Below are 17,304 nucleotides of genomic sequence, written 5' to 3'. Positions count from 1 at the left end.
TTCAGACAAGAATGAAGATCAGCGCCAAACCTGCAAAGATTGCCCACTTTTCCAGGTAGTAGCGTGCACGATTGCGCTTTTTAAGCTCTTTACCGCGTAGACGGATCTTGTACAGGCGGGTAAAGGCACGGTTGAGGCCACCGGTCTTGTCACCCTCGTCATTGGGCGAGCCCGCAGCCGCCATGACATTACGGCTGAACCAACGGTTGAACGCCGCCGCCCAACGGTACTTCATGGGTCGCTCAATATCGCAGAACAGAATGATGCGGTTCTGCTGCGTAGTGTTTTCTGCGTAGTGGATGTAAGTCTCGTCGAACATCACCGGTTCGCCGTCGCGCCAGTAATAGCTCTCGCCATCCACGTTGATGTAGCAACCTGGATCGTTGGGAGTATCCAGCCCCAAGTGATAGCGGTAGGAGCCTGCGTAAGGGTCACGATGGCGCACCAGTTTGGAGCCCGGTGGCAGCTCGGCAAACATGGCCGCCTTGACCGAACCGATGCTTTGCACCAGCTCGGTAGTGCGCGGGCACAGCTTCATTGCTGATGGATGGCTGTCGCCGTACCACTTGAGGTAGAAACGTTTCCAGCCCGACTTGAAGAATGAGTTGAAACCCACGTCGTTGTACTGGTCCGAACGCTTGATTTCGCCTGCTCGCATGAGGTTCTGGCCCTCTTGGCGAATCTCTTCCCAATGCTCCTGCAATGGGCTCAGGTCCGGAAAGTCACTGGGCGACAGGTACGGGCGGCTTGGCTGCTTGGAGAACAGGTACAAAAAGCAGTTGACCGGCGCCAGGAACGTCGAGTGATCGCTAAGCTGGCGGCCCAGCTTGTGCCGCACCCGACCGCGCAGGTGGACATACGCAATGGAGGCAACGTAGAGAACAACAATGATGAGTTTCAAGGGATTCGTCACAAGTCAGGGAGAGAACAGGCTGCTCCTGCCGGCCCACAACGACCGAGGATGGATAAGCAGCACCTGAAATCACAATTCATGTACAGATGACACGTCCGGCTGGGTGACCCGCCGGTGTGTGACCATTGGCCGTTATTTAGCCACAGTTTGTAACCAAAGGTTAACTAAGAATTGTGAAAAGCTGTCCACTGATTGTGCTGGGGGGGGGACGTGGGTGGGCCCTTGTGCCCACCCACTGAAGGGTGCTTTGACGACTACAGCGGATCGTCTTTGCGCTCGCGGCGGGAAAGGCTGTTGTCTTCCAATGCCGAGAACGGTACCACCTCACGACGGGTACGTATGAAGTGACGGATCAGCGCAATGACCAGGCCCAGCAATAAGCCGCCGACCAGGCTCAACGCAATCACCAAGGCTTTCTTCGGTTTGATCGGTGCCAAAGGCTCTTGGGCGCGACGATCGACTGTCACCAACTTCAGGTTGCTCATGTCGATGTTCAAGCTGCGCAACCGGGCGACTTCAGCGCGAAGCGGCTCTACGTCCTGCAAGAAAATGTCTTCATTCCCACGCTTTCGCAAGACCTCAACCTCTCGGTTGGCATCCAGCAATTGAAGCTCCTTGCCGATCTCGGCGATGCGTGGGTTGGTGAAGTCGTCGCTGGTACGTTGCTGCAAGGCGGAGCGCTCGGCTTCCAGCGCCTCGGTCCCGAGAAAATACAGTGGGATTTTCTGATTATTGACTTCTGTGCGCATGACTTGATTAGAACCACTACGCGTTGCATCCGCCATGGAGGATGGCGTGGTCGGCGTTTTGATTCCCATCGATTTGGCGATGGAAATGGCTTCTGCCAGCTCCGCCAGGCGGTTGGTGCGCTCCATCTTCATCTGTAAGCGCAGGGCGCTCAGTTCATCCTGCAATTGGGCACGCTTGAGCCTGTCCGACTCAAGCAGCTTGGCGATCTTCGATTCCTTGTCGGTATCGTAGTTGGCACGGGCTGCGTCAATCTTGCCCTTGAGCTCAGTCAGGCGGTTATTAACAATCACCTTGAGGTCGGCACCGACCTGCTCACGCTCTGCGGCAATGGCGTAATCCACGAAGCCGTTGAGGATCGCAACGCCGTCGACGTCCGCCGGGTACTGCAACTCAAGGCGGATATAGTTACTCAGCGAATCTGATTTCTTGGCATCCGGCAGGATCAGATTGACAGAGTTTCGGTTGAACTCCTCAAAACTCTGTTCCAGGCTCCGACCTGGTTTCTGAAACGCTTTGAATAAGTCTTCGTGGCTCTTGAAAAAGCCCAGGCGGGCTTCGTAGGAGTCCAACTGCGCCCCCACTTTCACGAGCGCATCCGCAGGTGGCAGCTTATAGACCTCCGAACGGTTCAAGGCATCCAGTTCGTTGATGGCCGCAGGCCGTAGCACGCTGCTGACCTCGTACGTCTTGGGCGCCAGGAAGGCATACCCCGCCCCCAATACCCCAGCCACAAGCGCACAGCCGACTACCAGCTTTTTTTGCCGCCAAAGGCCATGGAACAATTCAAACAGGTCAATTTCATCGGAAGCGACAGACGACGCGGGCGGGGAGGTTCGATTCAAAATAAGCACACCTTAAATTAATACTAAAAGGCCATCACTTCGGAAGCAGCCATGGCTTCAAAAGTCAGGGACAACGCCCTGAATACGACAGACCAATGGCACTCTGACCCGTCAGTCGGTTAAAAAATCCCACACAGCAAGGGAATATTTCGGTTGGAAATCGGAGAGTAGTGCAAATGACATTTTGGCGTAGGACCAATGATGCTAAAGCGTAGTCAATACAACATGAAAAAGCTGTCAAATGGCTGTCTTCTAAAGAAAAATTTCGCGTAGCCTGCAAATTACAGCGCCGTTCCCGACATATGCGGCACTTATGCCCTCGACAATAAGGAAATCCGATGTCATCCCTTTCAGAATTAGACTTTCACGCACTGCAAGGTGAGTGGGAGCAGACAGCCCTTGAGGACAGTGGCGTGCTTAACCCAGTGGATGCACATAGCGCGCCAGGTGCCATTACCCGCATACGAGGGGATCGCTTTGAAGTGGTCACGGTCGAGGGCGATATCCTGCTGGCCGGCCAGTTTTTCCTGGACACCAGCACCGTGCCCAAAAGCATCACCTGGATAGATGCCATCGGCGGCGACGCCGGCAAACAATTGCCCGCCAGTTACCGGCTCGAGGGCGATGACTTTGTATTCATTGCGGCGGATGAGGACATGCCCAGGCCGACGGTCTTCCGCACCGAAGCTAGGCAGACCATGCGTACCTTCGTGCGTCGTTCGTGACAAACGCACTGAGCGGAATAAGTGATGGCCTTTTCACGATGCCTTCACTTTCCAGGCTCTACGGTGAAACCTACCTACTCCAGTGAATCCCTTAGCCCGCCTCTGGCGGGCTTTTTTTACCAGGGGCTACTCAGTCCATGCCTTTGGTGGCGGTCAGGGTGAAACACAAGGGCAACTGTGCGGGCTGATGTTCGTATTGCTCGTAGAGCTCCTCACGATTGCAATGTGCGTACTCCTGCAAATGCCCTACCTGCAACCCCGCGGCCACGGCGCCACTGACCACACTGCCCAGTGTATGAACGAACCAATAGGACGTTGGCCCGGTTTGCGCGCCCTGCCCTTCATAGACGATGGATTCCTGCAGCACAAAGGGATCGCGCTGGAAATACGAGCTGGCAGGCAAAAACGGATTGGCGGCCTTGGGATCGAACACTTCCAGGAACGGGTGAGTTTCGTACATCACCAAAGTCCCGCCAGGCTTGAGGGTACTGGCGACATGGCGCAGGAACTGCGTAACGTCCGGCATCCAGTTCAAGACACCAATGGTCACAAGGGCCACGTCAAACTGCCCAAGCAGTGACTCAGGCAGGTGGTGAATATCGCTCTCGATGAACTGCGGACTGTGGGGCGAAAGATCGGCCAGCTCCCGAGCTTGTTGAAGAAACGCCACGGATTGGTCAATCCCCACTACCGAGCGAGCGCCCAGGCTGAACAACGACAGGCTTTCACGCCCGTTATTGCAGCCCAGTTGCACGACGTCCTTGCCGGCAACACCGACAGCCTGCAACAACCGGGTAATGGTCGGATCAAGGCACGTAAAACCGGGATGGACGACCGCGTCCAGCAAGCCCTTCCATGTGTCCGTTTCTTTGTGCAGCCTGGCGGACTGATCCCACGCATGCCTGTTGCTGATGATTGCCTGTTGAGCGGAGGGCTTATCCATTGCGTCGTCCTGTCTGACAGAGGAGCAGGATCGCAAAGTAGCCCGGTTCTGCGTGGATGAAAACCCCATGAGCCCTAAACATGCACCTCAAGGACGAACGATGAACGAAAGCCGCCTGCACCAGTAATGGATCGCGGCGCCAAAGGCGTTGAACATCCGTCGTCGGCCGCCATACAACTGTCGTCATACCTATGCGACAATATGCAGTATGTCTGGCATGAACCCCGCCTTCATCTCCCAGCAGCTCGGCCATCACGTGCAGATGCTGCTCTCGACTTATGCGCGTTGGATCAACTCAAGCTCGGATTGGAGCGAAATGGAAAAGCTCCAGATTGGCCTAAAAATTGGTCCCAGCCCAAATAAGCGCTTTCTAAGCTATTGATAGGTAAAGTAATTGATCTCCACAGCTAACATCACCATGCAGTTCGGCGCCAAGCCGCTCTTCGAGAACGTCTCGGTCAAATTCGGCGCCGGTAACCGTTATGGTTTGATCGGTGCCAACGGTTGCGGCAAGTCGACCTTCATGAAAATCCTCGGTGGCGACCTCGATCCATCCGGTGGCCAGGTCATGCTGGAGCCGAATGTACGCCTGGGTAAGCTGCGCCAGGACCAGTTCGCCTACGAAGAATTCACCGTACTCGACACCGTGATCATGGGCCACGAGGAGCTGTGGAAGGTCAAGGCCGAGCGTGACCGTATTTATTCGCTGCCGGAAATGAGCGAAGACGATGGCATGGCCGTCGCCGAGCTGGAAACCGAGTTCGCCGAGATGGACGGCTACACCGCCGAATCCCGCGCCGGTGAGCTGTTGCTGGGCCTGGGCATTCCCCTGGAACAGCATTTCGGCCCGATGAGCGAAGTGTCCCCAGGCTGGAAACTGCGTGTCTTGCTGGCCCAGGCGCTGTTCTCCGACCCAGAAGTGCTGTTGCTCGACGAACCGACCAACCACTTGGACATCAACACCATCCGCTGGCTGGAAAACATTCTCACCCAGCGTTCCAGCCTGATGATCATCATCTCTCACGACCGTCACTTCCTGAACAGCGTGTGCACCCACATGGCTAACCTGGACTACGGCGAGCTGCGCCTGTTCCCGGGTAACTACGACGAGTACATGACCGTGGCGACCCAGTCCCGCGAGCAACTGCTGTCGGACAACGCCAAGAAGAAGGCACAGATCTCCGAACTGCAATCTTTCGTCAGCCGTTTCTCGGCCAACGCCTCGAAAGCCAAGCAGGCGACTTCCCGTGCCAAGGCAATCGACAAGATTCAGTTGGCCGAGGTCAAGCCTTCGAGCCGCGTGAGCCCGTTCATCCGTTTCGAGCAAACCAAAAAGCTGCACCGCCAGGCCGTCATTGTCGACCAAATGGCCAAGGGCTTCGATGGCAAGACGCTGTTCAAGGACTTCAGCTTCCAGGTTGAAGCCGGCGAGCGCGTGGCGATCATCGGCCCGAACGGTATCGGCAAGACCACCCTGCTGCGTACCCTGGTCAACGAACTGACGCCGGATGCCGGCAGCATCAAGTGGACCGACGCCGCCGAACTGGGCTACTACGCCCAGGACCACGCCCACGACTTCGAAGACGACATGAGCCTGTTCGACTGGATGGGCCAGTGGACCCAAGGCGAGCAAGTGATCCGCGGCACCCTGGGGCGCATGCTGTTCTCCAACGACGAGATCCTCAAGTCGGTCAAGGTCATCTCCGGTGGTGAGCAAGGCCGTATGTTGTTCGGCAAGCTGATCCTGCAAAAGCCGAACGTGCTGATCATGGACGAACCGACCAACCACTTGGACATGGAATCCATCGAGGCGCTGAACCTGGCGCTGGAAAACTACCCGGGCACACTGATCTTCGTCAGCCACGACCGTGAGTTCGTATCGTCCCTGGCTACCCGCATCATCGAGTTGAGCGCCAACGGCGTGATCGACTTCAGCGGCACCTATGACGATTACCTGCGTAGCCAGGGCGTAGTGTTCTAAGCCACTGCAGAAGCCCATTGTGGCGAGCAGGCTTGCCCTGCGTTGGGCTGCGAAGCGGCCCTGAAATCAAACACCGCGTTTTGCCTGGCAGAACGCGGTGTTTTTTATTGGGCGCAGGGCAAGCCCGCTCGCCACTGGTTACAGGTGGCTCGTTCTAACCCTAAATAGCCTGGCCATCCAGCAAAGTAGTTAGCCTGCTTCCTTTTCCCCCACGCCCTTGCCATCATGGCCTCACCGCCCGCACGCGAACGAGTCTCCATGCCTGCCACCGCCCCCAGTTCAATGTCGATCACCCTGCAGATCGTCTCCATCGTGTTCTACACCTTCATTGCGTTTATCTGCATTGGCCTGCCGATTGCGGTTATTCCGGGTTATGTGCATGAACAACTGGGTTTCAGCGCCGTAGTGGCCGGTGTGACCATTGGTTCGCAATACCTGGCCACGTTACTCAGCCGCCCGATGGCCGGGCGCATGTCAGACAACGTGGGCACCAAGCGCGCGATTGTGCTGGGCTTGGCCGGCATCCTGATCAGCGGCGTGCTGACGTTTTTCGCGACGCTGGTCGCGAGCATGCCCACCCTGAGCCTGAGTATTCTGATCGTCGGCCGGCTGTTGCTGGGGGTGGCCCAGGGCTTGATCGGCGTGGGCACCATCAGTTGGTGTATGGGCCAGGTGGGGGCCGAGCACACGGCGCGCTCGATTTCCTGGAACGGTATCGCGTCCTATGGCGCGATAGCCATTGGCGCACCGCTGGGCGTGGTGATGGTGGCCGAATACGGCTACACCAGCCTCGGTATTGCCCTGTCGTTCCTGGCGGCGCTGGGGTTGGTGCTGATCCGCAATAAGCCTTCGGTCCCAGTGGTGCGGGGTGAGCGGTTGCCGTTCTGGGCGGTGTTCGGGCGCATTGCACCGTTCGGCGCCAGCCTGTGCCTGGCCTCGATTGGCTACGGCACGCTGACGACCTTTATCACCCTCTACTACCTCAATCGTGGCTGGGCCGGCGCGGCATACTGCCTGAGCGTGTTTGGCGTGTGCTTTATTCTCTCGCGCCTGGTGTTTATCTCCGCCATCAGCCGTTTTGGCGGTTTCACCGCCGCAATCGCCTGCATGCTTATCGAGACCCTGGGCCTGACGCTCCTATGGCTCGCCCCGTCCACCGGCGTGGCATTGATCGGCGCGGGGCTGACCGGCTTTGGCTTGTCACTGGTGTACCCGGCGCTGGGCGTGGAAGCCATCAAGCAAGTGCCTGACAGCAGCCGTGGCGCAGGGTTGAGTGCGTATGCGGTATTTTTTGACCTGGCCCTGGCGATTGCCGGGCCGTTGATGGGGGCCGTGGCGTTGAACCTCGGCTACGGCTGGATCTTCTTCTGCGCAGCGCTGCTGTCGGTCACGGCACTCGCCTTGACACTATTGCTCAAGCGCCGCGCTTACTGATCCGCCGTCTGCATGCCCGCACGGGTGGTTTGGCCGAGGGTATGGGTGAAAAAACGCCCGGCCTCGGAGATCAGGTCGCGGTGAATGCCTTCGCGGTCGACACCATCGGCATCGGTACAGATGGCCGGCATCGTCGCCAGTTGATCACTGTCGCATGGCGCCATGAACACGAAGTGCCCTGCCCCGGCCAACAGCTTGAAGTCCGGTGGTTCCGGCAGCTTGCGCGCCAGCGCTGCGGCGTTTTTGTCCACCGCCACCAGTTTGTCGCCATCGCCACTGTAGAGCAGCACCGGCACATGCACGTCAGCCAAGGTATGGCGACCAAACATCAGGCTCAACGGCGCCATCAGCATCAAGGCATGAATGCGCGGGTCGGCCTGGGGCTGCAAATCGTCACGGTCGACCACCAGTTCGCCTTTGGTGGTGCAGGCGTCGCGGTCCTCGGGACGCTGCTGGCAGTAGCGGCGCAGGCGGTCGAAGTCCGGCTTGGCGCCCGCCAGAATCAACGCCGTTTCGCCACCGGCCGAATACCCAATGACGCCCACCTGATCGATGTTGACGAACGGCGACAGCATCGAGTCGTCTAACGTGGCGGTAATCGCTGCGGAAATCTGGATCGGCCGGCCATACAAGTTGCTCACCGTGCCCAGACGGCTGTGATCCTGGTAATTGTCGCCGGGGTGCAGCACCGCCACCACCACAAAGCCCTTGCGCGCCAGGGACGTGGCCAGGTCATGCAGGGCCAGCGGTGTACCGGTGTTGCCATGGGACAGCATCAGCATCGGGAAACGGCCAATGGCGACTTTGGAGTCTTCGCTGGCGGCCACATGATAAGACCCCAACTGCGTGCTGTGAGCATCGTCGGTGGAGGGGTAGAACGCGATGGCTTTCATCGGCTGCGAATCGAGCGGATCAAGAAAAGTCATGCGATGGAAGCCCACACTCCAATGAGGGTGCGGCGCCGGCGCGGCGTGCACTGAAACCAGGCCACCCAGCAAGGAAAGAACCAAAACAGCACAAAGACGCATCATGGGGATGTCCACCTTTGCTGCGTGACCACGTTCAACACCCGCGGCATATCTAATTGAAAGGTCCATGGTTTGAGGCACTCGCACCGGGTGATATACCCATGCGTGCATAACCTGGGCCAAAGTGAAGACAGCGGGTCAACGAAAAAACTCCGTACTCCGTTCGTTTTGAGGCGATCAGAATACAGAGTTTAGGCGCCCGGCTTCAGATTGAAACCGAGGAAGGGCGAAATTTACACAAGCCTTACGCAGCGGCGAACAATTGTTCGTTAATGACTGCGTTAGCGTCGCTCAGGGACTTGGTACGGACCTCATCACCATACGCCAGGCCATGGGCGCGGACGAATTCGACATCGGTGATGCCAAGGAAACCCAGCATGACTTTCAGATAGTCTTCGTGAGCCACGCCAGTGGCTTGGCCGACGTGCAGGCCACCGGAGGTGGACACGATGATGACCTTTTTGTTGCCGCACAGACCTTCAGGCCCGGCTTCGGTATAGCGGAAGGTCTGGCCGGCGACGGCAATGCGGTCGATCCAGGCTTTCAGTTGGGTCGGGATGGTGAAGTTGTACATCGGCGCAGCCAATACCACGGCGTCGGCGGCGAGGAACTCAGCCAGGGTCGAAGCACTCAGGTCCGCCTCATGCTTTTGTACGGCGTCGCGCAACTCGGCAGCGGTACCCAGGGCGCCCAGGGTCAGGCCGGAAAAGTGGCTGATGCCTTCGCTGGCCAAGTCACGGTAAGTCACTTCCACGCCCGGCTCTGCCGCTTGCCAAGCCTTGACCACACCTGCGCTGAGCTGGCGGGAAGCCGAGTTGTCACCGAGGATGCTGGAATCGATATGCAGTAGTTTCATGGTGGATCTCCGAGGTGGGATCGACAGTGGCGATCAGATGGTGGTGATGCTACGCATGAAACCAATAGTCGATAAGCCAGCTTAAATGCGATAGTTTGTCCCACTGACAGGACAATAGGCCCAGCATGCAAGACCTCAACGATCTCTACTATTTCGCTAAAGTCGTGGAAGCCGGCGGTTTCGCCGCAGCCGGCCGGCTGCTCGGGATTCCCAAATCCAGGCTGTCGCGCCGAATTGCCGAGCTGGAAGAACGCCTGGGCGCACGCCTACTGCAACGGACCACCCGGCAACTGGCCCTGACCGCCGTCGGCGAACGCTACTTGCGTCACTGCCAGGCCATGCTGCTGGAGGCGGAAATGGCCGACGAGGCCGTGGCCAGCATGTCCAGCGAGCCGCGCGGGCGCCTGCGCGTCAGTTGTCCGGTGGGCATGGCCCAGCACATCCTGCCGGAGTTGGTCGCCGGCTTTCTGGCGGTCCACCCACAGGTACAGCTGGAGATGACCCTGGTCAACCGCCGCGTCGACCTGGTGGCCGAAGGCATCGATGTGGCCTTGCGCGTGCGCGAGTTGGGTGATGAAGACCCGCTGCTGGTGACCAAGCGTCTGCGCCAGGCCCAGACCGTGCTGGTCGCCAGCCCGGGCTTCATGCGCGAGCGGCAGGTCAACACCCTCGAAGACCTCAAGCAGTTGCCTATACTAGGCGCGCTGGAGGCCGACCGAATGGTGCATCAGCGTATTCTCGACCCTCAGGGCACCCCTCATGACCTGGTGATGGAAGCGCGCCTGGGCATTGATGACTTTATCGTGCGCAAGGCCTGCGCCATCATGGGCCTGGGCTTTACCGTACTGCCGATGATGTATTGCGAAGAGGAACTGGCCAGTGGCCGCCTGGTGCAGTTGTTGCCGCAATGGTCGTTGCCGGGTGGCTGGTTGCAAGCGGTTTACCCGCATCGGCGCGGCGTGCTACCGGCCATCCGCGCCTGGATCGACTACCTCGAAGAAGGCTTCAAAGGCTGTGGAGACCGCACACTATGACCCTGACTGAAGAACAAGTCGCCACCTTCTGCCTGAGCCTGCCCGGCGCACGGGAAGACTACAAATGGGGCGGCGTACGGGTGTTTTCGATTGCCGGCAACAAGATGTTCGCCGTGCAGAACCTGCGCGGCGACTCACTGGCGTTCAAGGTCGATAAGGATGTGTTTCTCGGCCACGTGGACCGCCCGGGCATCCACCCGGCGCCGTATCTGGCGCGCGCGCAATGGATCATCATGAACACGCCCTACCCGCTGGGCGCCGAGGAACTGCGTGACCTGTTGCAGCGCTCCCACCAGTTGGTGGTCGGCAAGCTGCCCAAGCGCACGCAGGTGGGGCTATTGCTAGAGGACTGAGATCAACGTACCGCCAAGAAACAACTGGTCAAGCCAGAAAACCTGGTGCAACAGCACGATCACCCAAAACAACACCTGGTAAGACACCTTGCGCGTCTTATGGCGAAACACCTGCTGAGCAATCAACGCCCCCGGCCAACCGCCTGCCAGCTCAACGGCATGCAGGATGTTTTCCGGGGTGCGCCGACCTTCTGTTTGCGCGTTGCGCTTGTCAGCCCAGTACAGCAGGAATGCCACCACGCTGACCACGCCATAGGCCACCAACGGGATGACGGTTTCGCCACGGTGCCACAGCAACGCCGAGCCCAACAGCGGCGCGGCGCACAGCAGCAAAAAGATCAGCGCCTTCAGGCGTGGGTGCTGGATGCTCATGGCTTGACGGCAGACCAGTCGATCCAACCGAATTGCCACGTCGCCAGGATCAACAAACCGAATGCGATCCGGTACCAGGCAAACGCCGCGTAGCTGTGGCTGGCAATGAACTTGAGCAACGCCTTGACCGCAATCATGGCGAAGATGAACGAGGTGACAAAACCAATGGCAAATACCGGCAGGTCATCCGGCTGGAACAGATGACGGTATTTGTAGCCCGAGTACACCGCTGCACCGACCATGGTCGGCATGGCCAGGAAGAACGAAAATTCGGTGGCGGTCTTGCGCGACAGGCCGAACAACAGGCCACCGATGATCGTTGCACCGGAACGCGACGTGCCCGGGATCATCGCCAGGCACTGGGCCAGGCCGACCTTGAGTGCATCTTTCCAGGTGATGGCGTCCACGGTTTCAGCGTGAACCGCATGTTGACGACGCTCGGCCCACAACATGATCACGCCCCCGATGACCAGGGCAGTGGCCACGGTAATCGGGTTGAACAGGTAGTGTTTGATCAGGTCGGCAAAAATCACACCCAGTACCACCGCCGGCAACACGGCGATGATCAGGTTGACGGTAAAGCGCTGGGCATTGCGCTGGGTCGGCAAGCCGATGACCACATCGAGGATCTTGCGGCGAAACTCCCAGACCACCGCCAGGATCGCACCCAGTTGAATGATGATATTGAACGCTTCAAAGCGCTCGCCGCCGAAGCCGATCAAGTCGGCGACGATGATCTGGTGGCCGGTGCTGGAGATCGGCAGGAACTCCGTCAAGCCCTCCACCACGCCTAGAATCAATGCCTGTATGGCGGTCCAAAAATCCATATTTCCCCCAAAAGGTCATGCACGGGGCATGCCTCGTCAGTCGTTTCCAGTGGTTCATTGATGATGAGTGCGCTGAAGGCCAGGCGTTTTGATGATCCACGCCGGACTGCAAAAATTCCGTGAAAAATCAGGCAGTACTCAGGTTTTCCGATTACGGGCCGAAAGCCTATCAGACAAGCCGGAAATGTCGATGCAGACGCACAATTATAAAAAGCAGGGAGTGACAGGACGATGAACAGTTTGCGCAACATGTCGATCAGCCGCCGTCTCTGGCTGATCCTGATAGTCGCCGTGTTGATGCTGCTTGCCTTGGGCTTGCTGATGCTCAACCAGATCCATGGGGAGCTTTACCAGGCCAAACGCCAACAGACCCAACACGTGGTGCAAACCGCCAGCGGCGTGCTGACCTACTACCAGAACCTTGAGAAAACCGGGGTGCTGACCCGCGAGGCGGCGCAGCAGCAGGCCCTGAGCGCGGTGCGTGGCTTGCGCTACGACCATGATGATTACTTCTGGATCAATGACCTTACGCCCGTGATGATCATGCACGCGGCCAACCCCAAGCTTGATGGCCAGAACCTTTCGGCAATTCGAGACCCGGACGGCTTTGCGGTGTTCAACGAATTCGTGGTTCTAGCCAAGGCCAAGGGGGCCGGTATCGTCAATTACCGCTGGCCAAAACCGGGGGCGGATGCGCCGGTGGAGAAAACCTCGTATATCCAACTGTTCGAACCGTGGGGCTGGATTATCGGCTCCGGCGTTTACGTGGATGACGTTCAGGCCGAATTCAAAGGCCAGGTGTGGAAAGCGTCCGTCATCGGCGTAGGCATTGCCTTGGTGATGGCCCTGCTGGTATTGCTGATCGCGCGCAGTATCGTGCAGCCGTTGCAAGCTGCGGTGAATGCCATGGGCAATATCGCCAGCGGTGAAAGCGACCTGACTCGCAGCCTCGACACCCACGGCCGGGACGAAGTCACCCAACTGTCCCAGCACTTCAACGCCTTCACCGCCAAGTTGCGCCAGGTGGTCAGCCAGTTGCAGGTGTGCGCCAACGCTCTAGGCCAAGCCTCCCAGGAACTGGGCAGCAACGCCAGCCAGGCCCACGACCGCAGCCAGCAGCAGTCGCAACAAATGGAACTGGTGGCCACCGCCATCAATGAAGTCACCTACGGCGTGCAAGACGTGGCGAAAAATGCCGAACACGCCGCCAGCGAAATGCGCGATGCCCAGGCCCAGGCGCAACAGGGCCAGATCAACATCGACGGCAGTTTGCAGCGGATCGACCAGCTCTCCAGCACCATCAACCAGGCCGTCGAAGTCATCCGCACCCTTTCCAGCGAAAGCACCCAGATCGGTGGTGTGCTGGAAGTGATCCGCTCCATCGCCGACCAGACCAATTTGCTCGCCCTCAATGCGGCCATCGAAGCCGCGCGTGCCGGGGAGCAAGGCCGAGGGTTCGCCGTAGTCGCTGATGAAGTGCGGTTGCTGGCCCAGCGCACGCAGAAATCCACCGCCGAAATCCAGGTAATGATCGAACGGCTGCAAGGTCACTCGGAAGCGGCGGTCAAGGTCATCAGCGACAGCCACAGCGCCTCGCAACTGACCATCGAACAAGCGGGCCAGGCCGGAGCCAGCCTGCATGCCATCGGCCAGGCGCTACACAACCTCAATGGGCTGAACGCCTCGATTGCCAGCGCCACCCTGCAGCAGGCCCACGTGGTGGAAGACATCAACCAGAACGTCACCCAAGCCGCAGGCTTGTCCCACGGCACCGCGCTGGCGGCACAACAGTCCAGCGTGGCCAGCGTACATTTAGGTGAGTTGAGCGAGCAGCTCGACGGGCTCTTGCGCCAGTTCAAGGTCTGACGCAGTTCAACCTGTGGGAGGGGGCTTGCTCCCGATGGCGGTGGTTCGGTTCATTCATCTGGTGACTGATACACCGCTATCGGGAGCAAGCCCCCTCCCACATTTAGATCACCTACGATTTCAAGTGAGCGCAAGGCGTTGATGACACCGACTTTGAAACGGCGTGGGCCGTTGAGCGGCTGGGCTGGGGCAAAGTGAACGCGGCCTGAAAAGTGGGAGGGGGCTTGCTCCCGATGGCGGTGGTTCAGTTCATTCATCTGGTGACGGGTACACCGCTATCGGGAGCACGCCCCCTCCCACATTTGCTCTCCTGTATTTTGAGGATCGTCCACCTCTGGTTACAATCACCGCCCTCTTACACTCTCCCAAGGAACCGCCATGTCCGGACTTGAATTGTTCGCCGCCGCCCTGGGGGTGATCGCTGTCTGGCTGACGGTCAAGCAGAACCCCTGGTGTTGGCCCATCGGCCTGGTGATGGTGCTGCTCTACACCTGGGTGTTCTTCGACGTAAAGCTCTACTCCGACATGCTGCTGCAGGTGGTCTACGCCGCCTTGCAACTCTATGGCTGGTGGCAATGGACCCGTGCCGGAGAGGTCAAGCAAGGCCGCCAGGTCACCAGCCTGGGCTGGCCTGGGATCACGGCCAGCCTGGCCATCGGCGCTGTCGGCAGCCTGCTGCTCGGTGCCGCCATGGCCCACTGGACCGACGCCGCCCAGCCATGGCTCGACGCCGCACTGACCGGCTTCAGCCTGGTCGCCCAGATGTGGATGGCGCAAAAGCGCGTGCAATGTTGGCCATTGTGGATTGCCGTGGATGTGATTTTCGTCGGGCTGTTCCTCTACAAAGGGCTGTACCTCACTGCCGCGCTCTATGCACTGTTCACCGTGATTGCCGTACAGGGCTGGCGGGAATGGCGCGCCGACCCGGCGCTGCACGCATGAAAGTGGTGGTACTGTCAGGGCCCGAATCCAGCGGTAAAAGCTGGTTGGCGGCGGAACTGCACAAGCACTTCGGCGGGTTGATGGTGGGTGAATACGTACGCTATTTCATCGACCATCACCAGCGCGACACCACGCTGGCAGACATCCCCGCGATCGCCCAGGGCCAACTGGCCTGGGAAGACGCCGCCCGTGCCGCACAGCCCTCCTTGCTGATCCTCGACACCCACCTGCTGACCAACAGGCTGTGGAGCCAGACCCTGTTCGACGACTGCCCAGGGTGGCTCGACAGCGAACTGCTCACCCGACATTACGACTTGCACCTGCTGCTGTCCCCCGAGGATGTGGAATGGACGGCCGACGGCCAACGCTGCCAGCCAGCGCTGGCGGATCGTCGCGCATTTTTCCAGGGCAGCCTCGACTGGATGCAACAGCATCGCCAAGCGGTAGTGGTGATCAGGGGCCAGTGGCAAGAGCGCCGGCGCGCGGCGTTTGCTGCGGTAGAGCACCTGCTCAACCCTTGAATTCAAGGGTGAGCAGCCACTCGTTTTACCTCAGTAGCCCAAAGACAGGCCGGTATTGCGCCGCGGGTCGTTTGCCCCGTAGAAGCGGTTGTTACCCACCGGCTTGCCACCCAGGGACGGCGCGCCGACCAGGATCGCAGCCAAGTGGTTGGCATCCTGTGGACCGGCAAACTTGTGGCCCCAGCTTTCCAGGATCTTGCGGGTATCCGGGCTGACCGCAAAGGTCTCAAGGTTGGTGGTCTCAGGCATCCACTGTTGGTGGAAACGCGGCGCGTCCACGGCTTCCTGGATGTTCATCTTGTAATCGATGACGTTCAGGATCGTCAGCAACGTGGCGGTAATGATGCGGCTGCCACCCGGCGTACCGACGACCATCACCGCCTTGCCGTCCTTGGTCACGATGGTCGGGCTCATCGACGACAGCGGCGCCTTGCCCGGCGCAATCGCGTTGGTTTCACCCTGGACCAGGCCGTACATGTTCGGCACGCCGACCTTGACGGTGAAGTCGTCCATTTCATCGTTGAGGATCACCCCGGTCTTGCTCGCCATCACACCGGCACCGAACCAGTCGTTGAGGGTGTAGGTAACCGACACCGCATTGCCCCACTTGTCGACGATGGAATAGTGCGTGGTGTTGTTGCCTTCATGGGGCGACACACCCGGCTTGATCGCCTGGGAATCACCGGCCTTCTGCGGCTCGATGGCCGCACGCAGCTTGGCGGCGTAGTCCTTGTCCAGCAGGTGCGCGATGGGGTTCTTCACGAAATCCGGGTCGCCAAGGTAGCTGTTGCGGTCCACGTAGGCGTGGCGCATGGCTTCGATCTGGTAGTGCAAGCCTTGGGCCGAGTGATAACCCAAGTCCGCCATTGGGTAGCCTTCGAGGATGTTCATGATCTGGCAGATCACCACGCCACCGGAACTCGGTGGTGGCGCGGAAACCACGTGATAGCCACGGTAGTCACATTCGATGGGCGCCAGTTCGCGGGTTTTGTACGTGTCGAGGTCAGCCTGGGTAATGATGCCTTTACCGGCCTGGCTGGAATCGACCAACGCCTTGGCAACCCAACCTTTATAGAAACCGTCGGTACCCTTGGCAGAGATTTCCTTGAGGGTCTTGGCCAAGTCTTTCTGTACCAGCTTCTGGCCCACCTGCATCGGTTGGCCGTTGTGCAGGAAGATCTGGCGCAGATCGGGGTCTTTTTCAAACTCACCAGTGGCGGTGTGCAGCAGGTCGATATCGCCCTGCTCCAGTTCAAAGCCGTTTTCTGCCAGCTTGATCGCCGGGGCAATCACTTGGGCGCGCTTGAGGGTGCCGTATTGGCTCAAGGCCGTTTCCATGCCCGACACGGTGCCGGGTACGCCGACCGCCAAGTGCCCCTTGGCGCTGAGGCCCTCGATGACCTTGCCGTCTTTGTCCAGGTACATGTTGGCCGTCGCTGCCAGCGGGGCTTTTTCGCGGAAATCGAGGAAGGTCTTGCGCCCATCCGCCAGTTGCACGGTCATGAACCCGCCACCGCCCAGGTTGCCCGCCGCCGGGTACACCACCGCCAGCGCGTAGCCCACGGCCACGGCCGCATCCACCGCGTTGCCGCCGGCCTTGAGCACGTCCACGCCCACATGCGTGGCCAAATGCTGGGCCGTGACCACCATGCCATTTTCACCGGCCACCGGGGCTTGGGAGGCGGCCTGTACGCCGCTGACCGTCAATACCAGTGCGGTGGCAACCAAGGTACGGCTCAAAGGTTGGTATTTCATCCATGGCTACTCTAGTTATTGAGATGGCCCAAAATAGCCCGTCCCAAATCTAATCCACAGCGCAATGGCGTTTTTATTACAGAACTTGTCGGTCATAGAACGCACGCCAACAAACCCTGCCGGCAACCGCGTCGTCCGAGACAATCAGCTCTGGCCTATAAA

At 59.3% G+C, this 17,304-nt stretch carries 16 protein-coding genes and 1 pseudogene; 9 read left to right on the top strand and 8 right to left on the bottom strand.

Annotated elements, in window-relative coordinates; all coding sequences use genetic code 11:
- Position 1: 1 nt before the first annotated feature.
- On the bottom strand, positions 2 to 901 hold the full coding sequence (gene lpxO / locus M5B43_RS14330) for a lipid A hydroxylase LpxO (protein ID WP_248750723.1): 900 nt from the start codon (positions 899 to 901) through the stop codon (positions 2 to 4).
- Positions 902 to 1,167: 266 nt separating this feature from the next.
- Positions 1,168 to 2,505, bottom strand: coding sequence for a Wzz/FepE/Etk N-terminal domain-containing protein (locus M5B43_RS14325; protein WP_248750722.1), 1,338 nt, complete (start codon positions 2,503 to 2,505; stop codon positions 1,168 to 1,170).
- A 338-nt stretch (positions 2,506 to 2,843) separates the two neighbouring features.
- Between M5B43_RS14325 and M5B43_RS14320 the strand changes: the two genes are divergently transcribed.
- Positions 2,844 to 3,230, top strand: coding sequence for a TIGR03067 domain-containing protein (locus M5B43_RS14320; RefSeq protein ID WP_248750721.1), 387 nt, complete (start codon positions 2,844 to 2,846; stop codon positions 3,228 to 3,230).
- 130 nt (positions 3,231 to 3,360) lie between these two features.
- Here the strand turns inward: M5B43_RS14320 and M5B43_RS14315 are convergent, their stop codons facing one another.
- Entirely contained in the window at positions 3,361 to 4,173 is an 813-nt protein-coding gene (locus tag M5B43_RS14315) for a class I SAM-dependent methyltransferase (protein WP_248750720.1), read from the bottom strand.
- 154 nt (positions 4,174 to 4,327) lie between these two features.
- Here M5B43_RS14315 and M5B43_RS14310 point away from each other — a divergent pair.
- From M5B43_RS14310 to M5B43_RS14300, 3 genes and pseudogenes are all read left to right on the top strand, one after another.
- Positions 4,328 to 4,555 (top strand): annotated as a pseudogene (locus M5B43_RS14310) (hypothetical protein); the annotation flags it as partial.
- A gap of 12 nt (positions 4,556 to 4,567) precedes the next feature.
- Complete coding sequence (locus tag M5B43_RS14305; protein ID WP_248750719.1) at positions 4,568 to 6,154, top strand: ABC-F family ATPase; 1,587 nt, start codon at positions 4,568 to 4,570, stop codon at positions 6,152 to 6,154.
- Positions 6,155 to 6,412: 258 nt separating this feature from the next.
- Positions 6,413 to 7,588, top strand: coding sequence for an MFS transporter (locus M5B43_RS14300; RefSeq protein WP_248750718.1), 1,176 nt, complete (start codon positions 6,413 to 6,415; stop codon positions 7,586 to 7,588).
- On the opposite strand, the gene M5B43_RS14295 is transcribed toward M5B43_RS14300, so the two are convergent.
- Together M5B43_RS14295 and M5B43_RS14290 are read right to left on the bottom strand one after the other, a co-directional pair.
- Positions 7,582 to 8,619 (bottom strand): dienelactone hydrolase, encoded by a 1,038-nt coding sequence (locus tag M5B43_RS14295; protein ID WP_248750717.1) that lies wholly within the window; start codon positions 8,617 to 8,619, stop codon positions 7,582 to 7,584. The two genes, M5B43_RS14300 and M5B43_RS14295, sit on opposite strands and share 7 nt — an antisense overlap.
- 241 nt (positions 8,620 to 8,860) lie before the next feature.
- Complete coding sequence (locus M5B43_RS14290) at positions 8,861 to 9,472, bottom strand: FMN-dependent NADH-azoreductase (RefSeq protein WP_248750716.1); 612 nt, start codon at positions 9,470 to 9,472, stop codon at positions 8,861 to 8,863.
- A gap of 125 nt (positions 9,473 to 9,597) precedes the next feature.
- On the opposite strand from M5B43_RS14290, the gene M5B43_RS14285 reads away from it, so the two are divergent.
- Positions 9,598 to 10,506 (top strand): LysR substrate-binding domain-containing protein, encoded by a 909-nt coding sequence (locus tag M5B43_RS14285; protein ID WP_248750715.1) that lies wholly within the window; start codon positions 9,598 to 9,600, stop codon positions 10,504 to 10,506.
- On the top strand, positions 10,503 to 10,859 hold the full coding sequence (locus M5B43_RS14280; protein ID WP_248750714.1) for an MmcQ/YjbR family DNA-binding protein: 357 nt from the start codon (positions 10,503 to 10,505) through the stop codon (positions 10,857 to 10,859). Before M5B43_RS14285 ends, M5B43_RS14280 begins: the two co-directional genes overlap by 4 nt.
- Here M5B43_RS14280 and M5B43_RS14275 read toward each other — a convergent pair.
- The gene (locus tag M5B43_RS14275; protein WP_248750713.1) at positions 10,848 to 11,231 is read right to left on the bottom strand and encodes a DUF1294 domain-containing protein; all 384 of its coding nucleotides are present in this window, start codon (positions 11,229 to 11,231) and stop codon (positions 10,848 to 10,850) included. The two genes, M5B43_RS14280 and M5B43_RS14275, sit on opposite strands and share 12 nt — an antisense overlap.
- Complete coding sequence (locus M5B43_RS14270) at positions 11,228 to 12,058, bottom strand: undecaprenyl-diphosphate phosphatase (protein ID WP_248750712.1); 831 nt, start codon at positions 12,056 to 12,058, stop codon at positions 11,228 to 11,230. Before M5B43_RS14270 ends, M5B43_RS14275 begins: the two co-directional genes overlap by 4 nt.
- Before the next feature lie 231 nt (positions 12,059 to 12,289).
- Here M5B43_RS14270 and M5B43_RS14265 point away from each other — a divergent pair, with 231 nt between their 5' ends.
- The 3 genes from M5B43_RS14265 (at position 12,290) to M5B43_RS14255 (ending at position 15,387) form a co-directional block, all read left to right on the top strand.
- On the top strand, positions 12,290 to 13,924 hold the full coding sequence (locus M5B43_RS14265) for a methyl-accepting chemotaxis protein (protein ID WP_248750711.1): 1,635 nt from the start codon (positions 12,290 to 12,292) through the stop codon (positions 13,922 to 13,924).
- A gap of 378 nt (positions 13,925 to 14,302) precedes the next feature.
- On the top strand, positions 14,303 to 14,866 hold the full coding sequence (gene pnuC, locus M5B43_RS14260) for a nicotinamide riboside transporter PnuC (RefSeq protein ID WP_248750710.1): 564 nt from the start codon (positions 14,303 to 14,305) through the stop codon (positions 14,864 to 14,866).
- Positions 14,863 to 15,387, top strand: coding sequence for an AAA family ATPase (locus tag M5B43_RS14255; protein ID WP_248750793.1), 525 nt, complete (start codon positions 14,863 to 14,865; stop codon positions 15,385 to 15,387). The genes pnuC and M5B43_RS14255 overlap by 4 nt, the downstream gene beginning before the upstream one ends.
- A gap of 30 nt (positions 15,388 to 15,417) precedes the next feature.
- Here M5B43_RS14255 and ggt read toward each other — a convergent pair whose 3' ends face one another.
- Positions 15,418 to 17,142 (bottom strand): gamma-glutamyltransferase, encoded by a 1,725-nt coding sequence (gene ggt / locus M5B43_RS14250; protein ID WP_248750709.1) that lies wholly within the window; start codon positions 17,140 to 17,142, stop codon positions 15,418 to 15,420.
- Positions 17,143 to 17,304 lie beyond the last annotated feature (162 nt).

Origin of the sequence: Pseudomonas sp. MWU15-20650, from assembly GCF_023242475.1 — a bacterium.
Classification (GTDB): Bacteria; Pseudomonadota; Gammaproteobacteria; order Pseudomonadales; family Pseudomonadaceae; genus Aquipseudomonas.
This window is presented reverse-complemented; position numbering and strand designations above follow the sequence as displayed.